Raw genomic sequence first — 23,130 nt, forward strand, 5'->3', positions numbered from 1 at the left:
CCCGTTTTTTTTAGCATCACGCAACCTTTTAGCGTCACAATTCGAGAACTTAATGAAATTTGGTCGATTACTGGCGGTGTTTGCAAGCGTGGTGCTGCTCGCAGCCTGCGCCAGCACGCCCACACCGCCCGGCGCCGATGCGTCCGGCGCCCCGACCGCCCTGACTTCCACGCGCAGCGGCAAGGATCCGCTGAACACGCTCAGCGTCGACAAGACGCTCGCACCTGGCGCCGCCAAAATCAACGCCGATCAGCCTGGCCTGGACTGGCTGCGCGGCCCGTCCTCCGATATCTGGGACCGCATCCGCCGTGGCTTCGCCATGCAGGACCTGGAGGGGACGCTGGTGGACGACCGCACCCAGTGGTACGCGCAGCGCCCGGAATACATGGAGCGCATGGTGGCGCGGTCGAGCCGCTACCTGTATCACATCGTGGAGGAACTGGAGCGGCGCAATATGCCGACCGAGCTGGCGCTGCTGCCGTTCGTCGAGAGCGCGTTCAATCCGCAGGCGCAATCGAGTGCCAAGGCGGCGGGCATGTGGCAGTTCATCCCGAGTACAGGCAAGACCTACAACCTCAAGCAGAACATGTTCCGGGACGAGCGCCGCGATGTGCTGGCCTCGACCGATGCCGCGCTCGACTACCTGGCGCGCCTCTACGACATGTTCGGCGACTGGCACCTGGCGCTGGCGGCGTACAACTGGGGCGAGGGGGCGGTTTCGCGCGCGATCGCGCGCAACCAGGCGCGTGGCCTGCCCACCGACTACGCCAGCCTGACGATGCCGAACGAGACGCGCTACTACGTGCCGAAGCTGCAGGCGGTGAAGAACATCATCGCCAACCCGGCCGCGTATGGCGTCAGGTTGCCCGATATCCCGGATCATCCATATTTCGTCACGGTCACCACGAGCCGCGATATCGACGTCACGCTGGCGGCCAAGCTGGCCAATATGTCCCTCGAAGAGTTCAAGGCGCTGAACCCGTCGTTCAACCAGCCAGTGATCCTGGGCGCGTCGAACCCGCAAATCCTGCTGCCGTTCGATAACGCCGAACGCTTCCAGTACAACCTGAACACCTACCGGGGCGGGTTGTCGAGCTGGACAGCGGTGACGGTGGATAACCGCGAGCGCGTGGAATCGCTCGCGGCACGCCTGAACATTGATCCGGATACGCTGCGCGAGATCAACAGCATTCCGCGCGGCATGCGGCTGAAGGCCGGCTCGACGGTGATGATCCCGCGTTCGGGCCACCATGATCAGGACATCAGTGCGACGCTGGCGGACAGCGCCATGCTGGCCATGGAACCTGACCTGCCCGATGCGCGCCGCGTGGTGGTGCGCGCCAGCCGCCGGGACACGGTGGCCACGGTGGCGCACCGCTATGGCGTGTCGCCGAGCCAGGTGCAATCGTGGAACAAGCTTTCCGGCACCAAGCTGGTTGCGGGACAAAGCCTGGTGCTGATGGTGCCGGTCCGCGCTGGTGGAGCGACCAGGGCCGCGCGCACGGCGCGCGCGGAGCCGGCCACCGAGAAGCCCGAAGTGGTGCGCGTATCGGCGCCCGCCAGGGGCAAGGCCGAAGGGCGCAAGCGCATCACGGTGGAAGCCGCGCCGCGCCAGGCGGTCAGCAAGGGCTCCGGGGCTTCGCGTTCGGCGGCGGCCAAGTCGGCGCCGGCGGTGAAGGCCTCGGCCAAGGGGGCGTCTAAGGCAGGTAAGGCACGGTAGGCGGGGAGGAAGGTGGTTGGGATTGGGGTGTCGTTCTTCGCGGGCGCCGCTGTTTCGCCGGCGCCGCCGGCTAAACAGCGGCGCCTGCCAAGCACAACGGACGGGGGGCGCACAGGACGCCGTGCCGGTGGCAAACTAGCACGACAATAACTACCCGCAAGACGCGGAGGAGACCTGCCATGATGGCAAGCCATGCCGTGCATGCCCGTTCGCTGGCCGACCCCGAGGGGTTCTGGGCCGAACAGGCGCAGCGCATTGACTGGGAAACCCCGTTCGGACAAGTACTCGACAACAGCCGCGCGCCATTTACGCGCTGGTTCGTCGGCGGGCGCACGAACCTGTGCCACAACGCCGTGGATCGCCACCTGGCCACGCGCGCGCAGCAGCCGGCGCTGGTCTGGGTGTCCACCGAAACGGAGCAGGAGCGCACCTACACCTACGCCCAGCTGCACGACGAGGTCAGCCGCATGGCGGCCATCCTGCTAGGGCTTGGCGTACGCAAGGGCCACCGCGTGCTGGTCTACATGCCGATGATTCCCGAGGCGGCGTTTGCCATGCTGGCGTGCGCGCGCATCGGCGCGATCCACTCGGTCGTGTTCGGCGGCTTTGCCTCGGTCAGCCTGGCGGCGCGCATCGACGACGCGCAGCCGCGCGTGATTGTCAGCGCCGACGCCGGTTCGCGGGCCGGCAAGGTGGTGCCATACAAGCCGCTGCTCGACGAGGCCATCCGGCTTTCCGGCCACAAGCCCGAAAAGGTGCTGCTGGTCGACCGCCAGCTCGCCGACATGCCGCGCGTGCAGGGCCGCGATGAAGACTATGCGGCCTGGCGCGAACGCGTGGCCGGTACCGAGGTGCCATGCACCTGGCTGGAATCGTCCGAGCCGTCCTACGTGCTCTACACGTCGGGCACCACCGGCAAGCCCAAGGGCGTGCAGCGCGACACCGGCGGCTATGCGGTGGCGCTGGCTACCTCGATGGAGTACATCTTCTGCGGCAAGGCCGGCGACACCATGTTCACGGCGTCGGACATCGGCTGGGTCGTCGGGCACAGCTACATCGTCTACGGTCCGCTGCTGGCGGGCATGACCACGCTGATGTACGAAGGCACGCCGATCCGCCCGGACGGCGGCATCCTGTGGCGGCTCGTGGAGCAGTACAAGGTCAACCTGATGTTCAGCGCGCCCACCGCGATCCGCGTGCTGAAGAAACAGGACCCCGCCTTCCTGACGAAATACGACCTCTCAAGCCTGCGGCTGCTGTTCCTGGCCGGCGAGCCGCTCGACGAGCCTACCGCGCGATGGATCCAGGATGGCATCGGCAAGCCCGTGGTCGACAACTACTGGCAGACGGAATCGGGCTGGCCGATCATCGCCATCCAGCGCGGCATTGCCGTGCTGCCGCCCAAGCTCGGCTCGCCGGGCGTGCCGGCCTATGGCTATGACCTGCGCATCGTCGACGAGAACACGGGCGAGGAATGCGCCCCCGGTCAGAAGGGCGTGGTGGCCATCGACGGCCCGTTGCCGCCCGGCTGCATGAGCACGGTGTGGGGTGACGACGAACGCTTCGTGCGGACGTACTGGTCGGCGGTGCCGAACCGGTTGTGCTATTCGACCTTCGACTGGGGCGTGCGCGATGAAGACGGCTACGTGTTCATCCTGGGCCGTACCGACGACGTCATCAACGTGGCCGGCCACCGCCTGGGCACGCGCGAGATCGAGGAGAGCCTGTCGTCCCACGCGGGCGTGGCCGAAGTCGCGGTCGTGGGCGTGCAGGACGCGCTCAAAGGGCAGGTGGCGATGGGCTTCTGCATTGCCCGCGACGCCACGCGCACCGCGACACCCGAGGCGCGGCTCGCATTCGAGGGCGAACTCATGAAGACGGTGGAGCAGCAGCTTGGGGCCGTGGCGCGGCCGGCGCGCGTATTCTTTGTGAATGCACTGCCTAAGACCCGTTCCGGGAAATTGCTGCGGCGCGCCATCCAGGCGGTGGCGGAAGGGCGCGATCCGGGCGACCTCACCACGATCGAAGATCCCACTGCGCTGGAACAACTGCTGTCGGCCCTGAAGGGCTGACGAACCTGCGATGTGCGCCGTTCGGGGCACATCGCAGATTCGACTTGCACCGCCCACGCTTGCGGGCTAATATTTGAAGCATAAAATATTTAGACATGATTTAGATGCGCTCCCGCCGCTGGCGGGCAGCCCGGGCAGGAGACGACAGATGCGAGTGCTTTGTATTGGTGGCGGGCCGGCAGGCTTGTACTTCGGCCTGTTGATGAAGCTGCAGGATCCGGCCAACGAAGTCATCGTGGTGGAGCGCAATCGGCCCTACGACACCTTTGGCTGGGGCGTGGTGTTCTCAGACGCCACCATGGATAACCTGAAGCAGGCCGACCCGGTCAGCGCCGTCGAGATCAACGAAGCCTTCAATCACTGGGACGACATCGATATCCATATCGGCGGGCGCACCATCCGCTCCGGCGGGCATGGCTTCATCGGCATTGGCCGCAAGCGGCTGCTCAACATCCTGCAGGCGCGCTGCGAAGCGCTCGGCGTGAAGCTCGTGTTCGAGACCGATGTAACGGACGACCAGACCCTGGCCATGCAATACCAGGCCGACCTCGTCATCGCCTCGGACGGCCTGAACAGCCGCATTCGCACGCGCTACGCCAACACCTTCGAGCCCGATATCGATACGCGCCAGTGCCGCTTCGTCTGGCTTGGCACGCACAAGCTGTTCGACGCCTTTACCTTTGCCTTCGAGAAGACCGAGCATGGCTGGTTCCAGGCACATGCCTACCGCTTCGACGATAACACCTCCACCTTCATCGTGGAGACGCCGGAAGAGGTCTGGCGCGCTGCCGGCATCGAGCAGATGAGCCAGGAAGAGGGCATAGCGTACTGCGAGAAGCTCTTCGCCAGGTACCTCGACGGCAACAGACTGATCAGCAATGCCACCCACCTGCGCGGCTCGGCAAACTGGATCCGCTTTCCGCGCGTGATCTGCAAGCACTGGGTGCACTGGAATACGCTGCCCGATGGCCGCCGCGTGCCGGTGGTGCTGATGGGCGATGCCGCGCACACAGCGCACTTCTCGATCGGCTCGGGCACCAAGCTGGCGCTGGAAGATGCGATTGACCTGGCAACCGAAATCGCCAGCTCGGGCCCGTCCGCGCATGACTCCCTGCCTGCGGCGCTGACCCGCTACGAGGCTACCCGCAGCGTGGAAGTGCTGAAGATCCAGAACGCCGCGCGCAACTCCACCGAGTGGTTCGAGAACGTCGAGCGCTATGCGGGGCTGGAACCGGAGCAGTTCGCTTATTCGCTGCTGACGCGTTCGCAGCGGATCTCGCACGAGAACCTGCGCGTGCGCGACGCTGGCTACGTGCAGAAGTTCGAGCACTGGCTGGCCGGCCAGGCTGGCGTGCCGCCCGAGGCGCTGCGCCTGCGTGAAGACAAGCCGGTGCCGCCCATGTTCACGCCATTCCGCGTGCGTGGCGTGACGCTGAAGAACCGCGTGGTGGTGTCGCCCATGGCGATGTATTCGAGCGTGGATGGCGTGCCGGGCGATTTCCACCTCGTGCACCTCGGCTCGCGCGCGCTCGGCGGTGCCGGCATGGTGGTGGCCGAGATGACCTGCGTGTCGCCCGATGCGCGCATCACGCCGGCCTGCCCGGGTTTGTGGAACGACACGCAGCGCGATGCCTGGAAGCGCATCGTCGATTTCGTCCATGCCAACAGCGATGCGCGCATCGCCATGCAGCTTGGCCATGCCGGGCGCAAGGGCTCGACGCAGCTCGGCTGGGAGGCGATGGACCATCCGCTGCCGCAGGGCAACTGGCCGTTGCTGTCGGCCTCGCCGATTCCATACCTCGTTGATGAGTCCCAGGTGCCACGCGAAATGACGCACGCCGACATGGAGCGCGTGCGCGATGATTTCGTGGCCGCTGCACGCCGCGCCGCTGAGGCCGGGTTCGACTGGCTCGAGCTGCACTGCGCCCATGGCTACCTGTTGTCGAGCTTCATTTCGCCGCTGACCAACCAGCGCACCGACGAGTATGGCGGCGCGCTCGCCAACCGCCTGCGCTACCCGCTCGAAGTGTTCGCGGCGGTCCGAGCGGTATGGCCGGCGGACAAGCCCATGTCGGTGCGCATTTCCGCGCACGACTGGGTCGAAGGCGGCATCACGCCCGACGATGCGGTGGAGATCGCGCGCGCGTTCAAGGCAGCCGGTGCGGACATGATCGATTGCTCTTCGGGGCAGGTCAGTCCGGACCAGGCGCCAGTGTACGGCCGCATGTACCAGACGCCTTTCGCCGACCGCATCCGCAACGAGGCGGGCATCCCGACCATTGCGGTGGGCGCGATCTTCGAGGCCGACCATGTCGACAGCATCATCGCGGCCGGCCGCGCCGACCTGTGTGCCGTGGCGCGCCCGCACCTGGCCGATCCGGCCTGGACGCTGCATGAAGCGGCAAAGCTTGGCTACCGCGACGTGAGCTGGCCGCGCCAGTATGAAGCCGGCAAGCGCCAGCTCGAAACCAACCTCGAACGCGCCGCGGCCCTGGCCCGTGGCGTGGTGGAGCATTGACGATGACGGTCGATTCCCTGCGAGGCCGGCACGCGCTGGTGACCGGCGGCGGACGCGGCATTGGCGCGGCCATTGCGCGCCGGCTGCTGGCCGAAGGCGCCAGCGTCACGCTGGTGGGGCGCGACGTGCAGGTGCTGGAACGTGCCGCCGGCGAGCTGCGTCCGCTGCTGACCGATGGCGCCGTGCTGACGGCGGTGCCGGCGGACATCAGCGATGCGGACAGCGTTGCCGCCGCCTTCGCCACGGCCGAGGCCAAGGCCGGCCCGGTCGGCGTGCTCGTGAACAACGCCGGGCAGGCATACAGCGCGCCCTTCGGCAAGACCAGCCTGGCGCTGTGGCAGCGCATGCTGGACGTCAACCTGACCGGCACCTTCCTGTGCACGCAGGCCGCGCTGCCCGCCATGATGGCGGCGGGTTGGGGACGTATCGTCAACGTGGCCAGCACCGCGGGGTTGGTCGGTTATGGCTACGTCAGCGCCTATTGCGCGGCCAAGCACGGCGTGATCGGACTGACGCGCGCGCTGGCGCTGGAGACCGCGCGCAGCGGCATTACGGTCAACGCGGTTTGCCCGGGCTATACGGAGACCGATATCGTGCGCGACGCCGTGGCCAATATCGTGGACAAGACCGGTCGCAGCGAAGCCGAGGCGCGCGCCGAACTGGCCTCGCGCAATCCGCAGCGGCGCCTGGTGCAGCCCGACGAAGTGGCGGACGCCGTCGCGTGGCTGTGCCGCCCATCGGCCAGCGCGGTGACGGGCCAGGCGATCGCCGTGGCGGGCGGGGAAGTCATGACAGGGTAAGCGCGCAGCGCCAGCGAACACGGCAGCGGATGGCGCTGCTGACAGAACCAGACAGAGAGAGAACATGACCGACATCGCACTCGACATGCGCCACCACAAGCGCAGCTTCGCGGACTATTCGCCGAAACACTTCCTGTGGTCCGTCTCGGACGACGGCAAGGTGGGCACCATCACGCTGAACCGCCCGGAACGCAAGAACCCGCTGACGTTCGATTCCTATGCCGAGCTGCGCGACCTGTTCCGCGCGCTGTGCTATGCCAGCGACATCAAGACCGTGGTGGTCACGGGCGCAGGCGGCAATTTCTGTTCAGGTGGCGACGTGCACGAGATCATCGGCCCGCTCACGAAGATGAGCATGCCTGAACTGCTGGACTTCACGCGCATGACCGGCGATCTCGTCAAGGCCATGCGCGCCTGCCCGCAGCCCGTCATCAGCGCGATCGACGGCATCTGCGCGGGCGCTGGCGCGATGATGGCGCTGGCCTCCGACATGCGCGTGGGCACGGCGCAGGCCAAGACCGCATTCCTGTTCGTGCGCGTGGGCCTGGCCGGCGCCGACATGGGCGCGTGCTCGCTGCTGCCGCGCGTGATCGGGCAGGGCCGGGCCAGCGAACTGCTGTACACCGGCCGCGTGATGACGGCCGAAGAGGGCCTGCAGTGGGGCTTCTTCAACGCGCTGCATGCGTCGGACAAGGTACTGGCCGAGGCGCACGCGCTCGCCGCGCAGCTTGCAGCGGGCCCGACCTTCGCGCACGGCGTGACCAAGAAGCTGCTGCACCAGGAGTGGAACATGGGGCTCGACGAAGCCATCGAGGCGGAAGCCGAAGCCCAGGCCATCTGCATGCAGACGCGCGACTTCCGTCGTGCCTACGAGGCCTTCGTCGCCAAGGGCAAGCCTGTGTTCGAAGGCGACTGACCGCTATCCAAGGCACGAACCCAAAGGGATTCCCGATGTCCGACAAGACCTATCTCGAACTGCCGTTGTTCGACGACTCGCACCGCGCGCTGGAGCGCGACCTCGACGCGTGGTGCGCGGCCAGCCTGAAGGTGGACCACAGCGATACCGACGCCGCCTGCCGCGCGCTGGTGCGCCAGCTTGGCGAGGCCGGCTGGCTGCGCTACTGCGTGCCGCAAGCGCACGGCGGCGCCTTGCCGAAGCTCGATTCGCGCTCGCTGTGCCTGCTGCGTGAAACGCTGGCCCGTCATGATGGCCTGGCCGATTTCGCGTTCGCCATGCAGGGCCTCGGCTCCGGCGCGATTTCGCTCGCCGGCAGCGCCGAGGTGCGCGAGCGCTACCTGCCGCGCGTGGCGCGCGGCGAGGCCATCGCGGCCTTTGCCTTGTCGGAGCCGGACGCTGGTTCCGACGTGGCGGCAATGCAATGCAGCGCGCGGCTCGATGCCGACGGCAGCCACTATGTGATCGATGGCGCCAAGACCTGGATCTCCAACGGCGGCATCGCTGATTTCTACTGCGTGTTCGTGCGCACCGGCGAAGCGCCGGGAGCGCGCGGCATTTCAGCCTTCGTGGTGGACGCTGACACGCCGGGCCTGAGCATTGCCGAACGGATCGACGTGATGGCGCCGCACCCGCTGGCCACGCTGCGCTTTGACAACTGCCGCGTGCCGATGGCCAACCGCCTGGGCGAGCCCGGGCAGGGCTTCAAGGTGGCGATGATGACGCTGGACATCTTCCGCGCCTCGGTCGCGGCGGCGGCGCTCGGCTTTGGCCGTGCCGCGCTCGACGAAGCGCTGGCGCGAGCCCGTGCGCGGCCGATGTTCGGCGGCGTGCTGGCCGATCTGCAGCTCACGCAGGCGGCCATCGGCGACATGGCAACCGCGATCGACGCAGCGGCGCTGCTGACCTATCGCGCGGCCTGGCTGCGCGACGTGAAGGGCGTGCGCACCACGCGCGAGGCGGCCATGGCCAAGATGGTGGCCACCGAAAACGCGCAGCAGGTGATCGACCGCGCGGTGCAGATGTTCGGCGGCCTTGGCGTCAAGGTCGGCACACGCGTGGAAGGGCTCTATCGCGAGATCCGCTCGCTGCGCATCTACGAAGGCGCGACCGAGGTGCAGAAGCTGATCATCGCACGCGAAACGCTCGCGGCGCAGGCAGGCTGAACCTGCGCGGCAGCAACCCGGCATCGCACCATCACCAAGTCAGCGACACAGCAGACAGGAGGCAAGTCATGGCGACCACCGCCCACCTCGATACCTTCGCCCGCGACCGGCTGCCGCCGCCGCAGGCATGGCCAGAGTTCTGCTTCAATGCGGACACCGACTACCCCGAGCGCCTGAACTGCGCCGTGGAACTGGTTGACCGGCATGTGCGCGAAGGCCGCGGCGAGCGCGTGGCCATCCGTCACCGGCGCGATGGCGGCATCGAGACCGTCACCTATGCCCAGCTGGCGGCGCTGAGCAACCGCATCGCCCATGTGCTGACCGAGGATATGGGGCTGGTGCCGGGCAACCGCGTGCTGCTGCGCGGGCCCAACAACCTGATGATGGCCGCGAGCTGGCTCGCGACCATCAAGGCAGGCCTGATCGCGGTGCCGACCATGCCGCTGCTGCGCGCGAAGGAACTCAAGCAGATCCTCGACAAGGCCCAAGTCACCGCGGCGCTGTGCGATGTGCGGCTGCGCGAGGATCTGGAGGCCAACCGGCAGCAAGGTGGCGAATTCCACTGCGCGAGCCTGACCCAGGCGCTGTACTTCAACGGCGAAGGCGAGGGCTCGCTCGAGGCCGCCATGGAGGGCAAGCCCGACACCTTCGATGCCTGCGACACCGCGGCCGACGACATCTGCCTGATCGCATTCACGAGCGGCACGACCGGCCAGCCCAAGGGCACCGTCCACTTCCACCGTGACGTGCTCGCGATGTGCGACCTGTTCCCGCGCCACGTGCTGCGGCCCGAGCCGGACGACATCTTCTGCGGCACGCCGCCAATCGCCTTCACGTTCGGTCTTGGCGGCATCCTGTGCTTCCCGTGGCGCATCGGCGCGAGCACCGTGCTCGCCGAGAAGCTCACGCCGGACGGACTGCTGGAACTGATTGCGGACTTCCGCGCGACCATCGTGTGCACCGCGCCGACCTTCTACCGCCAGATGGCCGCGCTGGCTTCGCGCTACGACCTGAGCAGCCTGAAGAAGAGCGTGTCGGCCGGCGAGGCGCTGCCCGACGCTACGCGCCAGGCGTGGAAGGCGGCGACGGGCATCGAGATGACCGATGGCATCGGCGGCACGGAGATGATGCATATCTTCATTTCGAGCGCGGGCGCCGAGGTGAAGCCGGGCGCCATCGGCAAGGTCGTGCCAGGCTATGTCGCGCAGATCGTCGACGAGGACATGCAGCCGGTGCCTCCGGGGACGGTGGGCAAGCTAGCGGTGCGCGGCCCGACGGGCTGCCGCTACCTGGACGACCCGCGCCAGGCCAACTACGTGAAGGCCGGCTGGAACCTGCCCGGGGACACCTTCTACATGGACGAGGACGGCTACTACTTCTACCAGGCCCGTTCCGACGACATGATCATCTCCGCCGGCTATAACATTGCCGGCCCGGAGGTGGAGAGCACGCTGATGCAGCACAAGGACGTGGCCGAATGCGGCGTGGTCGGGGCGCCGGACGCGGAGCGCGGCCACGTGGTGACGGCCTACGTCGTGCTGCGCGAAGGCGTGGAGGCCAGCGACGCCACGCGCGCCGCGCTGCAGGATTACGTGAAGCGCCAGATCGCGCCTTACAAGTACCCGCGGCGCATCGTTTTCGTTCCGGCGCTGCCGCGCACGGAAACCGGCAAGCTGCAGCGCTTCCGGCTGCGCCAGATGGCGGAACAGGCCAACGGCGACGCGCCCGCTGCGGGGAAGCCATGAGCACGGTATTCCGCAATACGGTGCTGGTGCGCTTCGGGCATTGCGATGCCGCCGGCATCGTGTTCTATCCGCGCTACTTCGAGATGCTCAATGACTTCATTGAAGACTGGTTTGCCCAGGCGCTGGACTGGCCTTTCGGTGCCATGCACGGCGCCGGGCATGCCGGCGTGCCGACTGCCGAGCTGCACTGCCGTTTCGTCGCGCCCAGCCGCCTGGGGGAATCGCTCACGCGTGAGTTGCGCGTGCTCAAGCTGGGGCAATCGAGCTTCACGGTGCAGGTGCGATTCGTGGGCCCCGACGGCGGGCTGCGGCTGGAAGTGACGCAGCGGCTGGTTTGCGTCGATACGGGAAATATCGCGCCAAGGCCGTTGCCAGGCCCCGTGCGGCAGGCCATGGAGCAGTATCTGGATGCCAGACCGGCCGCGCCCGGTGGCCGGGGTATCTGAAGCATCAAAGCCATTCGAACAACCGAGACATCAGGAAGCAATCATGAAGATTCTGCAGCCGCCCGACTGGGCCGCACCGCGCGGATATTCCAACGGCATCATGACGGAGGTGCAGGCCGGCAGCCGGCTCATCTTCGTCGGAGGCCAGATCGGCTGGAACAGCCAGTGCGAATTCGAGACAGACGACTTCGGCCTGCAGGTGGCCCAGACCCTGCGCAATATCGTCGCCGTTCTTGCCGAGGGCGGCGCGAAGCCGGAGCACATCACGCGCATGACGTGGTATGTGAAGGACAAGGCGGAATACGTGGCGGCCTACCCGGTCATCGGCCAGCATTACCGGGACACCATCGGCCGGCATTTCCCGGCGATGACCGCGGTGGAGGTCGCGGACCTCGTGGAGCCGCGCGCCAAGGTGGAGATCGAGGTGACGGCGGTGGTGCCGCCGGCTGCATAAGGCGCTGTGTCCGGGGTGGCAGCGGCTTGACAGCGCGGCGCGGGCATCGCCCGTGCCGCTCGCAAGTCCTTGAAAACTTGAGAAATTGCCGGGTGCGAGATATAATTCGAAAGTTTCGCTTTCAGAACCCTTCACCCTAGCGCCTACCGCTTTCCACCTTCCGCCGCCCCCCGTCCGCGCAGCTTTGCCAGCATTGAAGTTTGTGATGCAAAGTGCATGCTGTGACCGAGTCGCGCCGCAAATGGCAACCTGCCAATGCAGCCGTACCGGACATCTCCAAGGGGCACGAGGCGTTGATCAGGTCGGTCACGGGGTGAGTCCAGCAGGAGCCTACCCGTGTTACCGTCTTTCCCGTCCGCCATTCTCGCGCTTGCAGACGGCACGGTCTTTCGTGGCTATTCCATTGGCGCATCCGGCCATACCATCGGCGAAGTGGTGTTCAACACCGCCATCACCGGTTACCAGGAAATCCTCACCGACCCGAGCTATTCCCGGCAGATCGTCACGCTGACGTATCCGCACATCGGGAATTACGGCGTCAACCGTGAGGATATTGAAGCCACGAAAGTCCATGCCGCCGGCCTGATCATCAAGGACCTGCCGATCCTGGCATCGAATTTCCGCAAGGAACACACGCTCGGCCATTACCTGAAGCAGGAAAAGGTCGTCGCCATCGCGGGCATCGATACCCGCAAGCTGACCCGCATCCTGCGCGAGAAGGGCGCCCAGAACGGCTGCATCCTGGCCGGCGAGGACAACGTCCAGAAGGCCATCGACCTGGCCCGTTCGTTCCCCGGCCTGGCCGGCATGGACCTGGCCAAGGTGGTGTCGGTCAAGGAACCGTACGAGTGGACCCAGTCGGAATGGGCGCTCGGCGAGGGCTACGGCAAGCAGGACAAGCCGCAGTTCCACGTGGTCGCCTATGACTATGGCGTGAAGTACAACATCCTGCGCATGCTGGCCGAGCGCGGCTGCAAGGTGACGGTGCTGCCGGCCCAGGCCAGCGCGGCCGATGCCCTGGCGCTGAATCCGGACGGCATATTCCTGTCGAACGGCCCCGGCGACCCGGAGCCGTGCGATTACGCCATTGCCGCGACGCGCGAGTTCATCGCCCGTGGCATCCCGACCTTCGGCATCTGCCTGGGCCACCAGATCATGGCCCTGGCCATCGGTGCCAAGACGCTGAAGATGAAGGCCGGTCATCACGGCGCCAACCATCCGGTCAAGGACCTGGACGATGGCCGTGTGATGATCACGTCGCAGAACCACGGTTTCGCGGTGGATGCGGAAACCCTGCCGGCCAATGCGCGCGTGACTCACGTGTCGCTGTTCGACGGCACGCTGCAGGGCTTCGCGCTGACCGACAAGCCGGCCTTCTGCTTCCAGGGCCACCCGGAAGCGTCGCCGGGCCCGAACGACGTGGCTTACCTGTTCGACCGCTTCACGAAGATGATGGCGGACGCGCGCAAGTAAGCGCGAGGCCATTCGAGAAACAGGGACGAGCAGGGAACCAGGACACGCCATGAACACCTTCATGCATACCGCCTTCGGCATCACCGATTTCTGGACCTATGTGCTGGGCACGATCTTCATCGTGCTGCTGCCGGGGCCGAACTCGATGTATGTGCTGTCCGTGGCGGCGCAGCGTGGCGTGCGCGCGGGCTACAAGGGCGCATGCGGTGTGTTCCTCGGCGATGCCGTGCTGATGGTGCTGTCGGCGGCGGGCGTGGCCTCGCTGCTGAAGGCCAGCCCGGCGTTGTTCTACGTGGTGAAGTACATCGGCGCGGCCTATCTGGGCTGGATCGGGTTCAACATGCTGCGTGGGGCGGTGCGCAACTGGACCAAGGCGGGTCAGGCGGGGCAGGCCATCAATGCCGCCGCGGCCATGCCCGTCGACCAGTCCAACCCGTTCCGCAAGGCGCTGGTCATCAGCCTGATGAACCCCAAGGCGATCCTGTTCTTCATCTCGTTCTTCATCCAGTTCGTCGACCCGGGCTTCGGCTATCCGGCGCTGGCGTTCCTCGCACTGGGCGTGGTCGTGCAGATCTTCAGCTTCCTGTACCTGACGACGCTGATCTTCGTCGGCGTGAAACTGGCTGCCGCGTTCCGCCGCCGCCGCCGCTTGTCGGCAGGCGTGTCGAGTGGCGTAGGCGCCATGTTCATCGGCTTCGGCGCGAAGCTGGCGACTGCCACCCTGAGCTGACTTTCCGAATCCCGCGGGATTCCTGATATTCCGGTGCGGCCGTCCCGAACGGGCGGCCGGCCAAAAAAGAGATAGTGCAATGCCAAAACGCACAGACATCAAGAGCATCCTGATCATCGGCGCCGGCCCCATCATCATCGGCCAGGCGTGCGAGTTCGACTATTCCGGCGCCCAGGCCTGCAAGGCGCTGCGCGAAGAAGGCTTCAAGGTCATCCTGGTCAATTCGAACCCGGCGACCATCATGACCGACCCGGCCACTGCCGACGTGACCTACATCGAGCCGATCACGTGGGAAGTGGTCGAGCGCATCATCGAGAAAGAGCGTCCGGACGCCATCCTGCCAACCATGGGCGGCCAGACTGCGCTGAACTGCGCGCTGGACCTGCATCGTCACGGCGTGCTGGACAAGTACAAGGTGGAATTGATCGGCGCATCGCCGGAAGCCATCGACAAGGCCGAGGACCGCCAGAAGTTCAAGGACGCGATGACCAAGATCGGCCTGGGCTCGGCCAAGTCCGGCATCGCGCACTCGATGGATGAAGCGCTTGCCGTGCAGACGCGCATTGCGCAGGAAACCGGCACCACCGGCTACCCGATCGTGATCCGTCCGTCGTTCACGCTGGGCGGCACGGGCGGCGGCATTGCCTACAACCGCGAAGAATTCGAAGAGATCTGCAAGCGTGGCCTGGACCTGTCGCCGACGCGCGAACTGCTGATCGAGGAATCGCTGCTGGGCTGGAAGGAATACGAGATGGAAGTGGTCCGCGACAAGGCGGACAACTGCATCATCATCTGCTCGATCGAGAACCTGGACCCGATGGGCATCCACACCGGCGACTCGATCACCGTGGCCCCGGCCCAGACCCTGACCGACAAGGAATACCAGATCCTGCGCAACGCCTCGCTTTCCGTGCTGCGCGAGATCGGCGTGGACACCGGCGGTTCGAACGTGCAGTTCTCGATCAACCCGAAGGACGGTCGCATGATCGTCATCGAGATGAACCCGCGCGTGTCGCGTTCGTCGGCGCTGGCCTCGAAGGCCACGGGCTTCCCGATCGCCAAGGTCGCGGCCAAGCTGGCCGTCGGTTACACGCTGGACGAGCTGAAGAACGAGATCACCGGCGGCGCGACCCCGGCTTCGTTCGAGCCGTCGATCGACTACGTGGTCACCAAGGTGCCGCGTTTCGCATTCGAAAAATTCCCGCAGGCCGACAGCCACCTGACCACCCAGATGAAGTCGGTGGGCGAGGTGATGGCCATGGGCCGTACCTTCCAGGAGTCGTTCCAGAAGGCCCTGCGTGGCCTGGAAGTCGGCGTGGATGGCCTGGACGAGAAGACCACCGACCGCGACGAGATCGTCGAGGAGATCGGCGAGGCCGGTCCGGACCGTATCTGGTACGTGGGCGATGCGTTCCGTATCGGCATGTCGCTGGAAGAGGTGCACGCCGAGACCGCCATCGATCCGTGGTTCCTGGCCCAGATCGAGGACATCGTCAAGACCGAAAGCCAGATCAAGGCACGCACGCTGGAAAGCCTGTCGACGGCCGAGTTGCGCTACGTGAAGCAGAAGGGCTTCTCGGACCGCCGCCTGGCCAGGCTGCTGAAGACCGACGCCAAGGCCGTGCGCGAGGCGCGCATCGCCCAGAACGTGCGTCCGGTGTACAAGCGCGTGGACACCTGCGCGGCCGAGTTCGGCACCAACACCGCCTACATGTACTCGACCTACGAGGCCGAGCATGGCGAGTGCGAGGCCAGCCCGACCGACAAGAAGAAGATCATGGTGCTGGGCGGCGGCCCGAACCGGATCGGCCAGGGCATCGAGTTCGACTACTGCTGCGTGCATGCCGCGCTGGCACTGCGCGAGGACGGGTACGAGACCATCATGGTCAACTGCAACCCGGAAACCGTGTCGACCGACTATGACACCTCGGACCGCCTGTACTTCGAGCCGGTGACGCTGGAAGACGTGCTGGAGATCGTCGCGATCGAGAAGCCGGTCGGAGTGATCGTGCAGTACGGCGGCCAGACCCCGCTGAAGCTCGCGCTGGACCTGGAGCGCAACGGCGTGCCCATCATCGGCACGACTCCGGACATGATCGACGCCGCGGAAGACCGCGAGCGCTTCCAGAAGCTGCTGCAGGACCTGGGCCTGCGCCAGCCGCCCAACCGCACCGCGCGTGCCGAGGACGAAGCGCTGCGCCTGGCCGAGGAAATCGGCTACCCGCTGGTGGTGCGCCCGTCGTACGTGCTGGGCGGCCGCGCGATGGAAATCGTGCACGAGCCGCGCGACCTCGAGCGCTACATGCGCGAGGCCGTCAAGGTGTCCAACGATTCCCCGGTGCTGCTGGACCGCTTCCTGAACGACGCGATCGAATGCGACGTCGACGCGCTGTCGGACGGCAAGCGCGTGTTCATCGGCGGCGTGATGGAGCACATCGAGCAGGCTGGCGTGCACTCGGGCGACTCGGCGTGCTCGCTGCCGCCGTACTCGCTGTCGGCTGAAACCGTGGCGGAACTCAAGCGCCAGACTGCTGCCATGGCCCGCGCCCTGAACGTGGTCGGCCTGATGAACGTGCAGTTCGCGATCCAGCAGAACAACGGTGTCGACACCGTCTACGTGCTGGAAGTGAACCCGCGCGCATCGCGTACCGTGCCGTACGTGTCGAAGGCGACCGGCATGCAGCTCGCCAAGATTGCCGCGCGCTGCATGGCCGGCCAGTCGCTGGACTCGCAGGGCGTTGTCGACGAGGTGGTGCCGCCGTACTACAGCGTCAAGGAAGCGGTGTTCCCGTTCAACAAGTTCCCGGGCGTCGATCCGGTCCTCGGACCTGAAATGCGTTCGACCGGCGAAGTGATGGGCGTGGGCAAGACCTTCGGCGAGGCGCTGTTCAAGAGCCAGCTCGCCGCCGGCTCGCGCCTGCCCGAGAAAGGTGCCGTGCTGATCACCGTGAAGGACAGCGACAAGGTGCGCGCCGTCGCCGTGGCCCGCATGCTGCACGACATGGGCTACCCGATCGTGGCCACGCGCGGCACGGCCTCGGCCATCGAAGCCGCCGGCATCCCGGTCAAGGTGGTCAACAAGGTCAAGGACGGCCGTCCGCACATCGTGGATATGATCAAGAACGGCGAACTGGCGCTGGTGTTCACCACGGTGGACGAGACCCGCGGCGCGATTGCCGATTCGCGCTCGATCCGTATCTCGGCGCTGGCCAACCGCGTGCCTTACTACACCACCATCGCCGGCGCCAGCGCCGCGGTGGAGGGCCTGAAGCACATGCAAAGCCTGGAGGTCTATGACCTGCAGGGCCTGCATGCGTCGCTCGCGTAACATTACGGACTGGCGGGGCGGTTACGCCCCGTCAAGGGCCATCGGCCTGCCGGTGTTGCTGCCTGCGGGCATCTTGGCCTAAACTACGTCGAATTCATTGATCGGCGCCCGGTTTCCCCGGGCGCCTTTCCCATCCGAAAGCCGCGGTCGAGCGGAAGTGCCCCGGGCCTATGTGCCGGGCATGGTTCCAGCTCCGCTGCGGCTCGTTTTTTTGTTGATCGAACACATGAGCACCATTCCGATTACCAAGCGTGGCGCCGAGCTCCTGAAGGAAGAGCTGCAACGCCTGAAGGCCGTTGAACGCCCAGCGGTGATCAATGCCATCGCCGAAGCCCGCGCGCAGGGCGATCTGTCCGAGAATGCCGAGTACGACGCTGCCAAGGAAAAGCAGGCATTTATTGAGGGGCGCATCCTGGAGGTCGAATCCAAGCTGTCGGCAGCGCAGGTTATCGACCCGACTCAACTCGACACCGATGGCCGCATCGTTTTCGGTGCCACGGTCGACCTCGAAGACCTGGAATCGGGCAGCCCGGTGAGCTACCAGATCGTTGGCGATGACGAGGCCGACCTCGATAGCGGCAAGATTTCCGTCAGCTCGCCCATCGCGCGTGCGCTGATCGGCAAGTTCGAAGGCGACGTTGCAACCGTCCTGGCTCCGGGCGGCGAACGCGAGTACGAAGTCATCACCGTCCGCTACATCTGAAGCCGGTACGCCGGCCGACTGGACCAAGCGGATCGTGTTCTCTTCTTCCTATTCAAGCCTGCCGCCGCTGCCCCACCGCATCTTCTTGCTTCTGACGGTCATCTGGGCCGGCAGCCTGTGGACGGTGGGCTATATGGTGGCCCCGACCTTGTTTGCCGTGCTGCCCAGCCGCGAGACGGCGGGCATGATCGCCGGACACTTGTTCCAGACCGAGGCGATCCTCGGCGTGACCGTCGGCGTATTGCAGCTGGTGCTATGTAATGTGCTGATCCGGCGCGGCGCCAACCGCTACCGGGGTCTGCGCTGGCTGGTGCTGGCCATGCTGGTTTGCGTGCTGGTGGGCTATTTCGGCACCCAGCCGTTCATGAGCAACCTCAAGGAAAAGGCGGCGGTACTCGGTGTCGGCGTGTCGGAGTCGCCGTTCCGGGCTGAGTTTGGCATGCTGCACGGCGTCTCCAGCGCCTTCTATCTGGTGCAGAGCCTGCTGGCGCTGGCGCTGGTGTGGCGCGCTTCGGCGCCGCGGTCGGCTGGCGAGTAGCCAGCCGGAGCAGGGCGGCCCTTAACCCGCACCCGGGCCGTCGATCAGGCCAGAGCCTTCTTTTTCTGGCTGGAGGGCCGGGCGCGCGAGCGCTTGACGTTGCCGCCGGCCGTGACGCGTTCATTGCCCAGCACCGTGACTTCCTTGCGGGTGGGACGGCGGTTGGGCGCGCCGCTGGGCTTCTTCACCGTCACGGTGCGAGGCGCGGCGCCACCGCGGCGGGCCGGTGCGTGGCGGCCGAGATCCTGGGGCTGGTTTTCCTTGAGGCGGGCCTCGCCCGGGCGCCAGACGACCAGCAGCTTGCCGATATGCTGGATCGGTGCGGCGCTCAGTTCATCGCAGATGGATTCATAGATGGCGACGCGAGCTTCGCGATCATCACCGAATACGCGAATCTTGATCAGGTCGTGGGCCGCCAGGCTGCGGTCGATTTCGGCCAGCACCGCGCGCGTGAGGCCTTCCGCGCCGATCATCACGACCGGATTGAGGCCATGGGCACGGGAGCGGAGTTCGGAGCGCTGGGCTGGAATAAGTTGAAGTGCGGACATAAATTGGCGCGGACTGCGCAGGAATAAGTGCTGCCAACGGCCCGAACGGGCAATGGCGGCCCGAATTGACCACCGCTGGCATGCGATTGGCGCGTATTATCCGCCAAATCAGTGCAGGTCGGCGGCAAAAAACGGCAAAACAGGCAAGAAATTGCGGCGCGCGCGATCGGCGGTGCTGGCAGACAGGAAACAGGCGTAATCAGAATGGCCAAAGGCAAGTCGAAGAACAAGTTCAACCAGTCGTGGCTGCACGACCATATCAACGACCCGTACGTGAAGATGGCGCAGCGCGACGGGTATCGTGCGCGCGCGGCCTACAAGCTCAAGGAAATCGACGAGCAGGACAACCTGATCCGGCCGGGCCAGGTCATTGTCGACCTCGGCGCTGCGCCGGGAAGCTGGAGCCAGTACGCCCGCAACAAGCTGGCTGCCTCGCCCCGGGCGACCGGTGGCAAGCCGGACGGAGCGGTCGTGGCCATCGATATCCTGCCCATGGAGCCGGTCGCCGACGTCACGTTTATTCAGGGCGATTTTCGTGAGGAAGAGGTATTTCGCCAGCTGGAGGAAGTGGTCATGGCCGCTTCCGGTGGCGCGAAAATCGATCTTGTATTGTCTGACATGGCCCCCAACTTGTCGGGTGTGGCGTCTGCTGACGCCGCGCGTATTGAGTATCTGTGTGATCTGGCATTGGATTTTGCCCAAGCCCATCTCAAGGCGGACGGCGCGTTGCTGGTAAAGTGCTTCCACGGCAGTGGCTACAGCCAGATCGTCGAGAAGTTCAAACGGCAGTTCAAGGTAGTCGCCCCGCGCAAGCCCAAGGCGTCGCGCGACAAATCCTCCGAAACGTTTATCCTTGGGCGTCACCTCAAAGTGATGAATTGATGGGTCCGGCAAAAGCCGGGGCAGTCTGGGCCCCGGGGGCTATCGGCACCATAGTTTTCGCTGTTACCCCTTCGGGGCGGGGGCTGCATTACAATGCAGCTATCCGTTGGCAAGGCAATCGCAAAGGAGTTCGGCCTTGAATAACAACCTGTTTCAAAAGGCGGCAATCTGGCTCGTGATCGCGCTGGTGTTGTTTACCGTCTTCAAGCAGTTCGACAAGCCCCGTGCGCAGGACGGCGTCACCTACTCGCAGTTCATGGATGACGCCAAGAACGGCAAGGTGTCGCGTGTCGACGTGCAGGGCCGCAACCTCGTGGTGTCGCCGAAAGAGGGCGCCAAGTACACCATCATCTCGCCCGGTGATATCTGGATGGTCGGCGACCTGATGAAGTACGGCGTTCAGGTGACTGGCAAGGCTGACGACGAACCCAACGTGCTGGTACAGGCCCTGTATTACCTCGGGCCGACCCTGCTGATCATCGTCTTCTGGTTCTACATGATGCGGCAGATGCAGGGCGGCGGGAAAGGCGGTGCCTTCTCGTTCGGCAAGTCCCGTGCGCGCCTGATCGATGAAAACCAGAACGCCGTCACGTTCCAGGACGTGGCCGGCTGCGACGAGTCCAAGGAGGAAGTGGTCGAACTGGTCGACTTCCTGAAGGATCCGCAGAAGTTCCAGAAGCTGGGCGGCCGCATTCCGCGCGGCGTGCTGCTGGTTGGCCCTCCGGGTACCGGCAAGACGCTGCTGGCGCGCGCCATCGCCGGCGAGGCCAAGGTACCTTTCTTCAGTATCTCGGGTTCGGACTTCGTTGAAATGTTCGTCGGCGTGGGCGCGGCCCGTGTGCGCGACATGTTCGAGAACGCCAAGAAGCAGGCGCCGTGCATCGTGTTCATCGATGAAATCGACGCGGTCGGTCGCCATCGTGGCGCCGGCATGGGCGGCGGCAACGACGAACGCGAGCAGACCCTGAACCAGATGCTGGTCGAGATGGACGGCTTCGAGGCCAACTCCGGTGTGATCGTGATCGCCGCGACCAACCGTGCCGACGTCCTCGACAAGGCGCTGCTGCGTCCGGGTCGCTTCGACCGCCAGGTCTACGTGGGCCTGCCCGATATCCGCGGCCGCGAGCAGATCCTGAAGGTCCATATGCGCAAAGTGCCGATCGGCAACGACGTGGACGCCTCGGTGATCGCGCGTGGCACCCCGGGCTTCTCGGGCGCCGACCTGGCCAACCTGGTGAACGAGGCCGCGCTGTTTGCCGCCCGCCGCAACAAGCGGGTGGTCGACATGCAGGACTTCGAGGACGCCAAGGACAAGATCTACATGGGTCCGGAGCGCAAGTCGACGGTCATGCGCGAGGAAGAGCGCAAGGCCACGGCTTACCACGAGTCCGGTCATGCGGTGGTGGCGAAGCTGCTGCCGAAGGCCGATCCGGTGCACAAGGTCACCATCATGCCGCGTGGCTGGGCATTGGGGGTGACCTGGCAGTTGCCGGAGCATGACAAGTATTCGAAGTACAAGGACAACATGCTGGAAGAGGTCGCCATCCTCTTCGGCGGGCGGGCGGCGGAAGAGGTCTTCCTCAATGCCATGAGCACCGGTGCGTCCAATGACTTCGAGCGCGCGACCAAGATCGCCCGCGACATGGTGACCCGCTTTGGCATGAGCGATGAGCTCGGCGCCATGGTCTACGTGGATACCGAGCAGGACGGCATGTTCGGCAAGCTGTCGTCGAAGACCGTGTCGGAAGCCACGCAGCAGAAGGTCGACGCCGAGATCCGCCGCATCATCGACGAGCAGTACGCGCTGGCCAAGCGCCTGCTCGAAGAGAACCGCGACAAGGTCGAGGCCATGACCAATGCGCTGATGGAATGGGAAACGATCGACGCGGACCAGGTCAACGACATCATGGCTGGCAAGCCGCCGCGTCCGCCGCGCGGTGTGTCGGGCCCGAATGGTGGCGGCAATGCCCCGTCCGGCGGCACGCCGGTGGCGCCTTCGAACGCGCCCGCCACGGCCTGACGGCACGGATCAAGGTCCGCAGGACCGTGATCGCCTGGTAGTTCCGAGAGCCGGTGCCTTCGCACCGGCTTTCTTGTTTCTGTGTGGTACGCCCGCAGAATCTTTTCATTTCGATTCCGTTTCCCTACCTTGCAGCAGACCTCGCCATCCCGTTATTTCCAGTGCGGCCGCTATCGCTTCGCACTCGATCGTCGCCCGCTCGTCATGGGCATTCTCAACGTCACGCCCGATTCGTTTTCGGATGGCGGCAAGCACGCCACCCGGGACGCGGCGCTGCGGCATGCCGAGCAGCTCATCGCGGAAGGCGCGGACATTCTCGATATCGGCGGAGAGTCGAGCCGACCGGGTTCCGCGGCGTTGCCGCTGGACGAAGAACTGGCTCGCGTGCTTCCGATCGTCGAGGCCTTGCGCGATTGCGGCAAGCCGCTGTCAATCGATACTTATAAGCCAGAAGTGATGCGTGAGGCGCTTGCGGCTGGTGCCGACCTGATCAACGATATCTGGGGCTTCCGCATGCCCGGCGCGGTCGAGGCCGTCGCCGGCGGACAGGCTGGGCTGTGCGTGATGCACATGCAGCGGGACCCGCAGACCATGCAAGAAGACCCGCAATACGCGGACGTGGTGACCGAGGTGGGTGACTTCCTCGAAGAGCGCGTGGCCATATTGCGTCAGGCTGGTGTCGACCCGGCCCGCATCACGCTGGACCCTGGATTTGGCTTCGGCAAGACTCCGGATCATAATCTGCGCCTGCTGGGGCAGTTGCCCGCGCTGGCGAAATCCGGCCTGCCGCTGCTGGTGGGCTTGTCACGCAAGTCGACGCTTGGCGCGATCCTTGGCGGCCGGCCGCCGCTGCAGCGTGTGGCGGCGAGCATTGCCGCGGCGGTATGTGCGGCAGAGCGCGGAACCTATATCGTGCGCGTGCATGATGTGCAGGATACGGTGGATGCCCTCAAAACGTGGTGGGCAGTCCGGAATGAGGCTGTGGCAGCGGTCCAGCAGCCATCGCAGTGAGCACAGCAATAGTTGCCAGAC

Annotated in this window: 18 protein-coding genes; 17 read left to right on the forward strand and 1 reads right to left on the reverse strand. The window is 65.6% G+C overall.

What is annotated here, in order from left to right:
• The first annotated feature begins 52 nt into the window (after positions 1-52).
• The 14 genes from CupriaWKF_RS05385 to CupriaWKF_RS05450 all read left to right on the forward strand — a co-directional run bounded on the left by CupriaWKF_RS05385 (position 53) and on the right by CupriaWKF_RS05450 (position 18,648).
• Positions 53-1,720, forward strand: a complete 1,668-nt coding sequence (locus CupriaWKF_RS05385; RefSeq protein WP_276099979.1) for a transglycosylase SLT domain-containing protein — start codon at positions 53-55, stop codon at positions 1,718-1,720.
• Positions 1,721-1,899: 179 nt separating this feature from the next.
• Positions 1,900-3,792 (forward strand): propionate--CoA ligase, encoded by a 1,893-nt coding sequence (locus CupriaWKF_RS05390; RefSeq protein WP_276099980.1) that lies wholly within the window; start codon positions 1,900-1,902, stop codon positions 3,790-3,792.
• A gap of 148 nt (positions 3,793-3,940) precedes the next feature.
• On the forward strand, positions 3,941-6,310 hold the full coding sequence (locus CupriaWKF_RS05395; RefSeq protein ID WP_276099981.1) for a bifunctional salicylyl-CoA 5-hydroxylase/oxidoreductase: 2,370 nt from the start codon (positions 3,941-3,943) through the stop codon (positions 6,308-6,310).
• Positions 6,307-7,110, forward strand: coding sequence for an SDR family NAD(P)-dependent oxidoreductase (locus tag CupriaWKF_RS05400; RefSeq protein WP_276099982.1), 804 nt, complete (start codon positions 6,307-6,309; stop codon positions 7,108-7,110). Before CupriaWKF_RS05395 ends, CupriaWKF_RS05400 begins: the two co-directional genes overlap by 4 nt.
• A gap of 64 nt (positions 7,111-7,174) precedes the next feature.
• A complete protein-coding gene (locus CupriaWKF_RS05405) occupies positions 7,175-8,026 on the forward strand; it encodes an enoyl-CoA hydratase family protein (RefSeq protein ID WP_276099983.1) in 852 nt (283 codons plus the stop codon).
• Between the two features lie 35 nt (positions 8,027-8,061).
• Positions 8,062-9,231 carry an acyl-CoA dehydrogenase family protein gene (locus tag CupriaWKF_RS05410; protein WP_276099984.1) on the forward strand — a complete coding sequence of 390 codons (1,170 nt, stop codon included), beginning with the start codon at positions 8,062-8,064 and terminating at the stop codon, positions 9,229-9,231.
• Positions 9,232-9,299: 68 nt separating this feature from the next.
• The gene (locus tag CupriaWKF_RS05415; protein ID WP_276099985.1) at positions 9,300-10,976 is read left to right on the forward strand and encodes an AMP-binding protein; all 1,677 of its coding nucleotides are present in this window, start codon (positions 9,300-9,302) and stop codon (positions 10,974-10,976) included.
• Positions 10,973-11,422 (forward strand): acyl-CoA thioesterase, encoded by a 450-nt coding sequence (locus CupriaWKF_RS05420; RefSeq protein WP_276099986.1) that lies wholly within the window; start codon positions 10,973-10,975, stop codon positions 11,420-11,422. Before CupriaWKF_RS05415 ends, CupriaWKF_RS05420 begins: the two co-directional genes overlap by 4 nt.
• 43 nt (positions 11,423-11,465) lie before the next feature.
• A complete protein-coding gene (locus CupriaWKF_RS05425) occupies positions 11,466-11,876 on the forward strand; it encodes a RidA family protein (RefSeq protein WP_276099987.1) in 411 nt (136 codons plus the stop codon).
• Positions 11,877-12,212: 336 nt separating this feature from the next.
• Positions 12,213-13,349 carry a glutamine-hydrolyzing carbamoyl-phosphate synthase small subunit gene (carA, locus tag CupriaWKF_RS05430; RefSeq protein WP_276099988.1) on the forward strand — a complete coding sequence of 379 codons (1,137 nt, stop codon included), beginning with the start codon at positions 12,213-12,215 and terminating at the stop codon, positions 13,347-13,349.
• 49 nt (positions 13,350-13,398) lie between these two features.
• The gene (gene leuE / locus CupriaWKF_RS05435) at positions 13,399-14,079 is read left to right on the forward strand and encodes a leucine efflux protein LeuE (RefSeq protein WP_276099989.1); all 681 of its coding nucleotides are present in this window, start codon (positions 13,399-13,401) and stop codon (positions 14,077-14,079) included.
• A 79-nt stretch (positions 14,080-14,158) separates the two neighbouring features.
• The gene (carB, locus tag CupriaWKF_RS05440) at positions 14,159-17,407 is read left to right on the forward strand and encodes a carbamoyl-phosphate synthase large subunit (protein ID WP_276099990.1); all 3,249 of its coding nucleotides are present in this window, start codon (positions 14,159-14,161) and stop codon (positions 17,405-17,407) included.
• Between the two features lie 226 nt (positions 17,408-17,633).
• Positions 17,634-18,110 carry a transcription elongation factor GreA gene (gene greA / locus CupriaWKF_RS05445; RefSeq protein ID WP_276099991.1) on the forward strand — a complete coding sequence of 159 codons (477 nt, stop codon included), beginning with the start codon at positions 17,634-17,636 and terminating at the stop codon, positions 18,108-18,110.
• A gap of 34 nt (positions 18,111-18,144) precedes the next feature.
• A complete protein-coding gene (locus CupriaWKF_RS05450) occupies positions 18,145-18,648 on the forward strand; it encodes a DUF4149 domain-containing protein (RefSeq protein ID WP_276099992.1) in 504 nt (167 codons plus the stop codon).
• Between the two features lie 44 nt (positions 18,649-18,692).
• Here the strand turns inward: CupriaWKF_RS05450 and CupriaWKF_RS05455 are convergent, their stop codons facing one another.
• The gene (locus CupriaWKF_RS05455; RefSeq protein WP_276099993.1) at positions 18,693-19,196 is read right to left on the reverse strand and encodes a YhbY family RNA-binding protein; all 504 of its coding nucleotides are present in this window, start codon (positions 19,194-19,196) and stop codon (positions 18,693-18,695) included.
• Between the two features lie 204 nt (positions 19,197-19,400).
• Between CupriaWKF_RS05455 and CupriaWKF_RS05460 the strand changes: the two genes are divergently transcribed.
• The 3 genes from CupriaWKF_RS05460 (at position 19,401) to folP (ending at position 23,109) form a co-directional block, all read left to right on the forward strand.
• On the forward strand, positions 19,401-20,078 hold the full coding sequence (locus CupriaWKF_RS05460; protein WP_276099994.1) for an RlmE family RNA methyltransferase: 678 nt from the start codon (positions 19,401-19,403) through the stop codon (positions 20,076-20,078).
• Positions 20,079-20,214: 136 nt separating this feature from the next.
• Positions 20,215-22,098 (forward strand): ATP-dependent zinc metalloprotease FtsH, encoded by a 1,884-nt coding sequence (ftsH, locus tag CupriaWKF_RS05465; RefSeq protein ID WP_276099995.1) that lies wholly within the window; start codon positions 20,215-20,217, stop codon positions 22,096-22,098.
• Between the two features lie 204 nt (positions 22,099-22,302).
• The gene (gene folP / locus CupriaWKF_RS05470; protein WP_276100675.1) at positions 22,303-23,109 is read left to right on the forward strand and encodes a dihydropteroate synthase; all 807 of its coding nucleotides are present in this window, start codon (positions 22,303-22,305) and stop codon (positions 23,107-23,109) included.
• The last annotated feature ends 21 nt before the right edge of the window (positions 23,110-23,130 follow it).

Origin of the sequence: Cupriavidus sp. WKF15 (genome assembly GCF_029278605.1) — a bacterium.
Taxonomy (GTDB): domain Bacteria; phylum Pseudomonadota; class Gammaproteobacteria; order Burkholderiales; family Burkholderiaceae; genus Cupriavidus.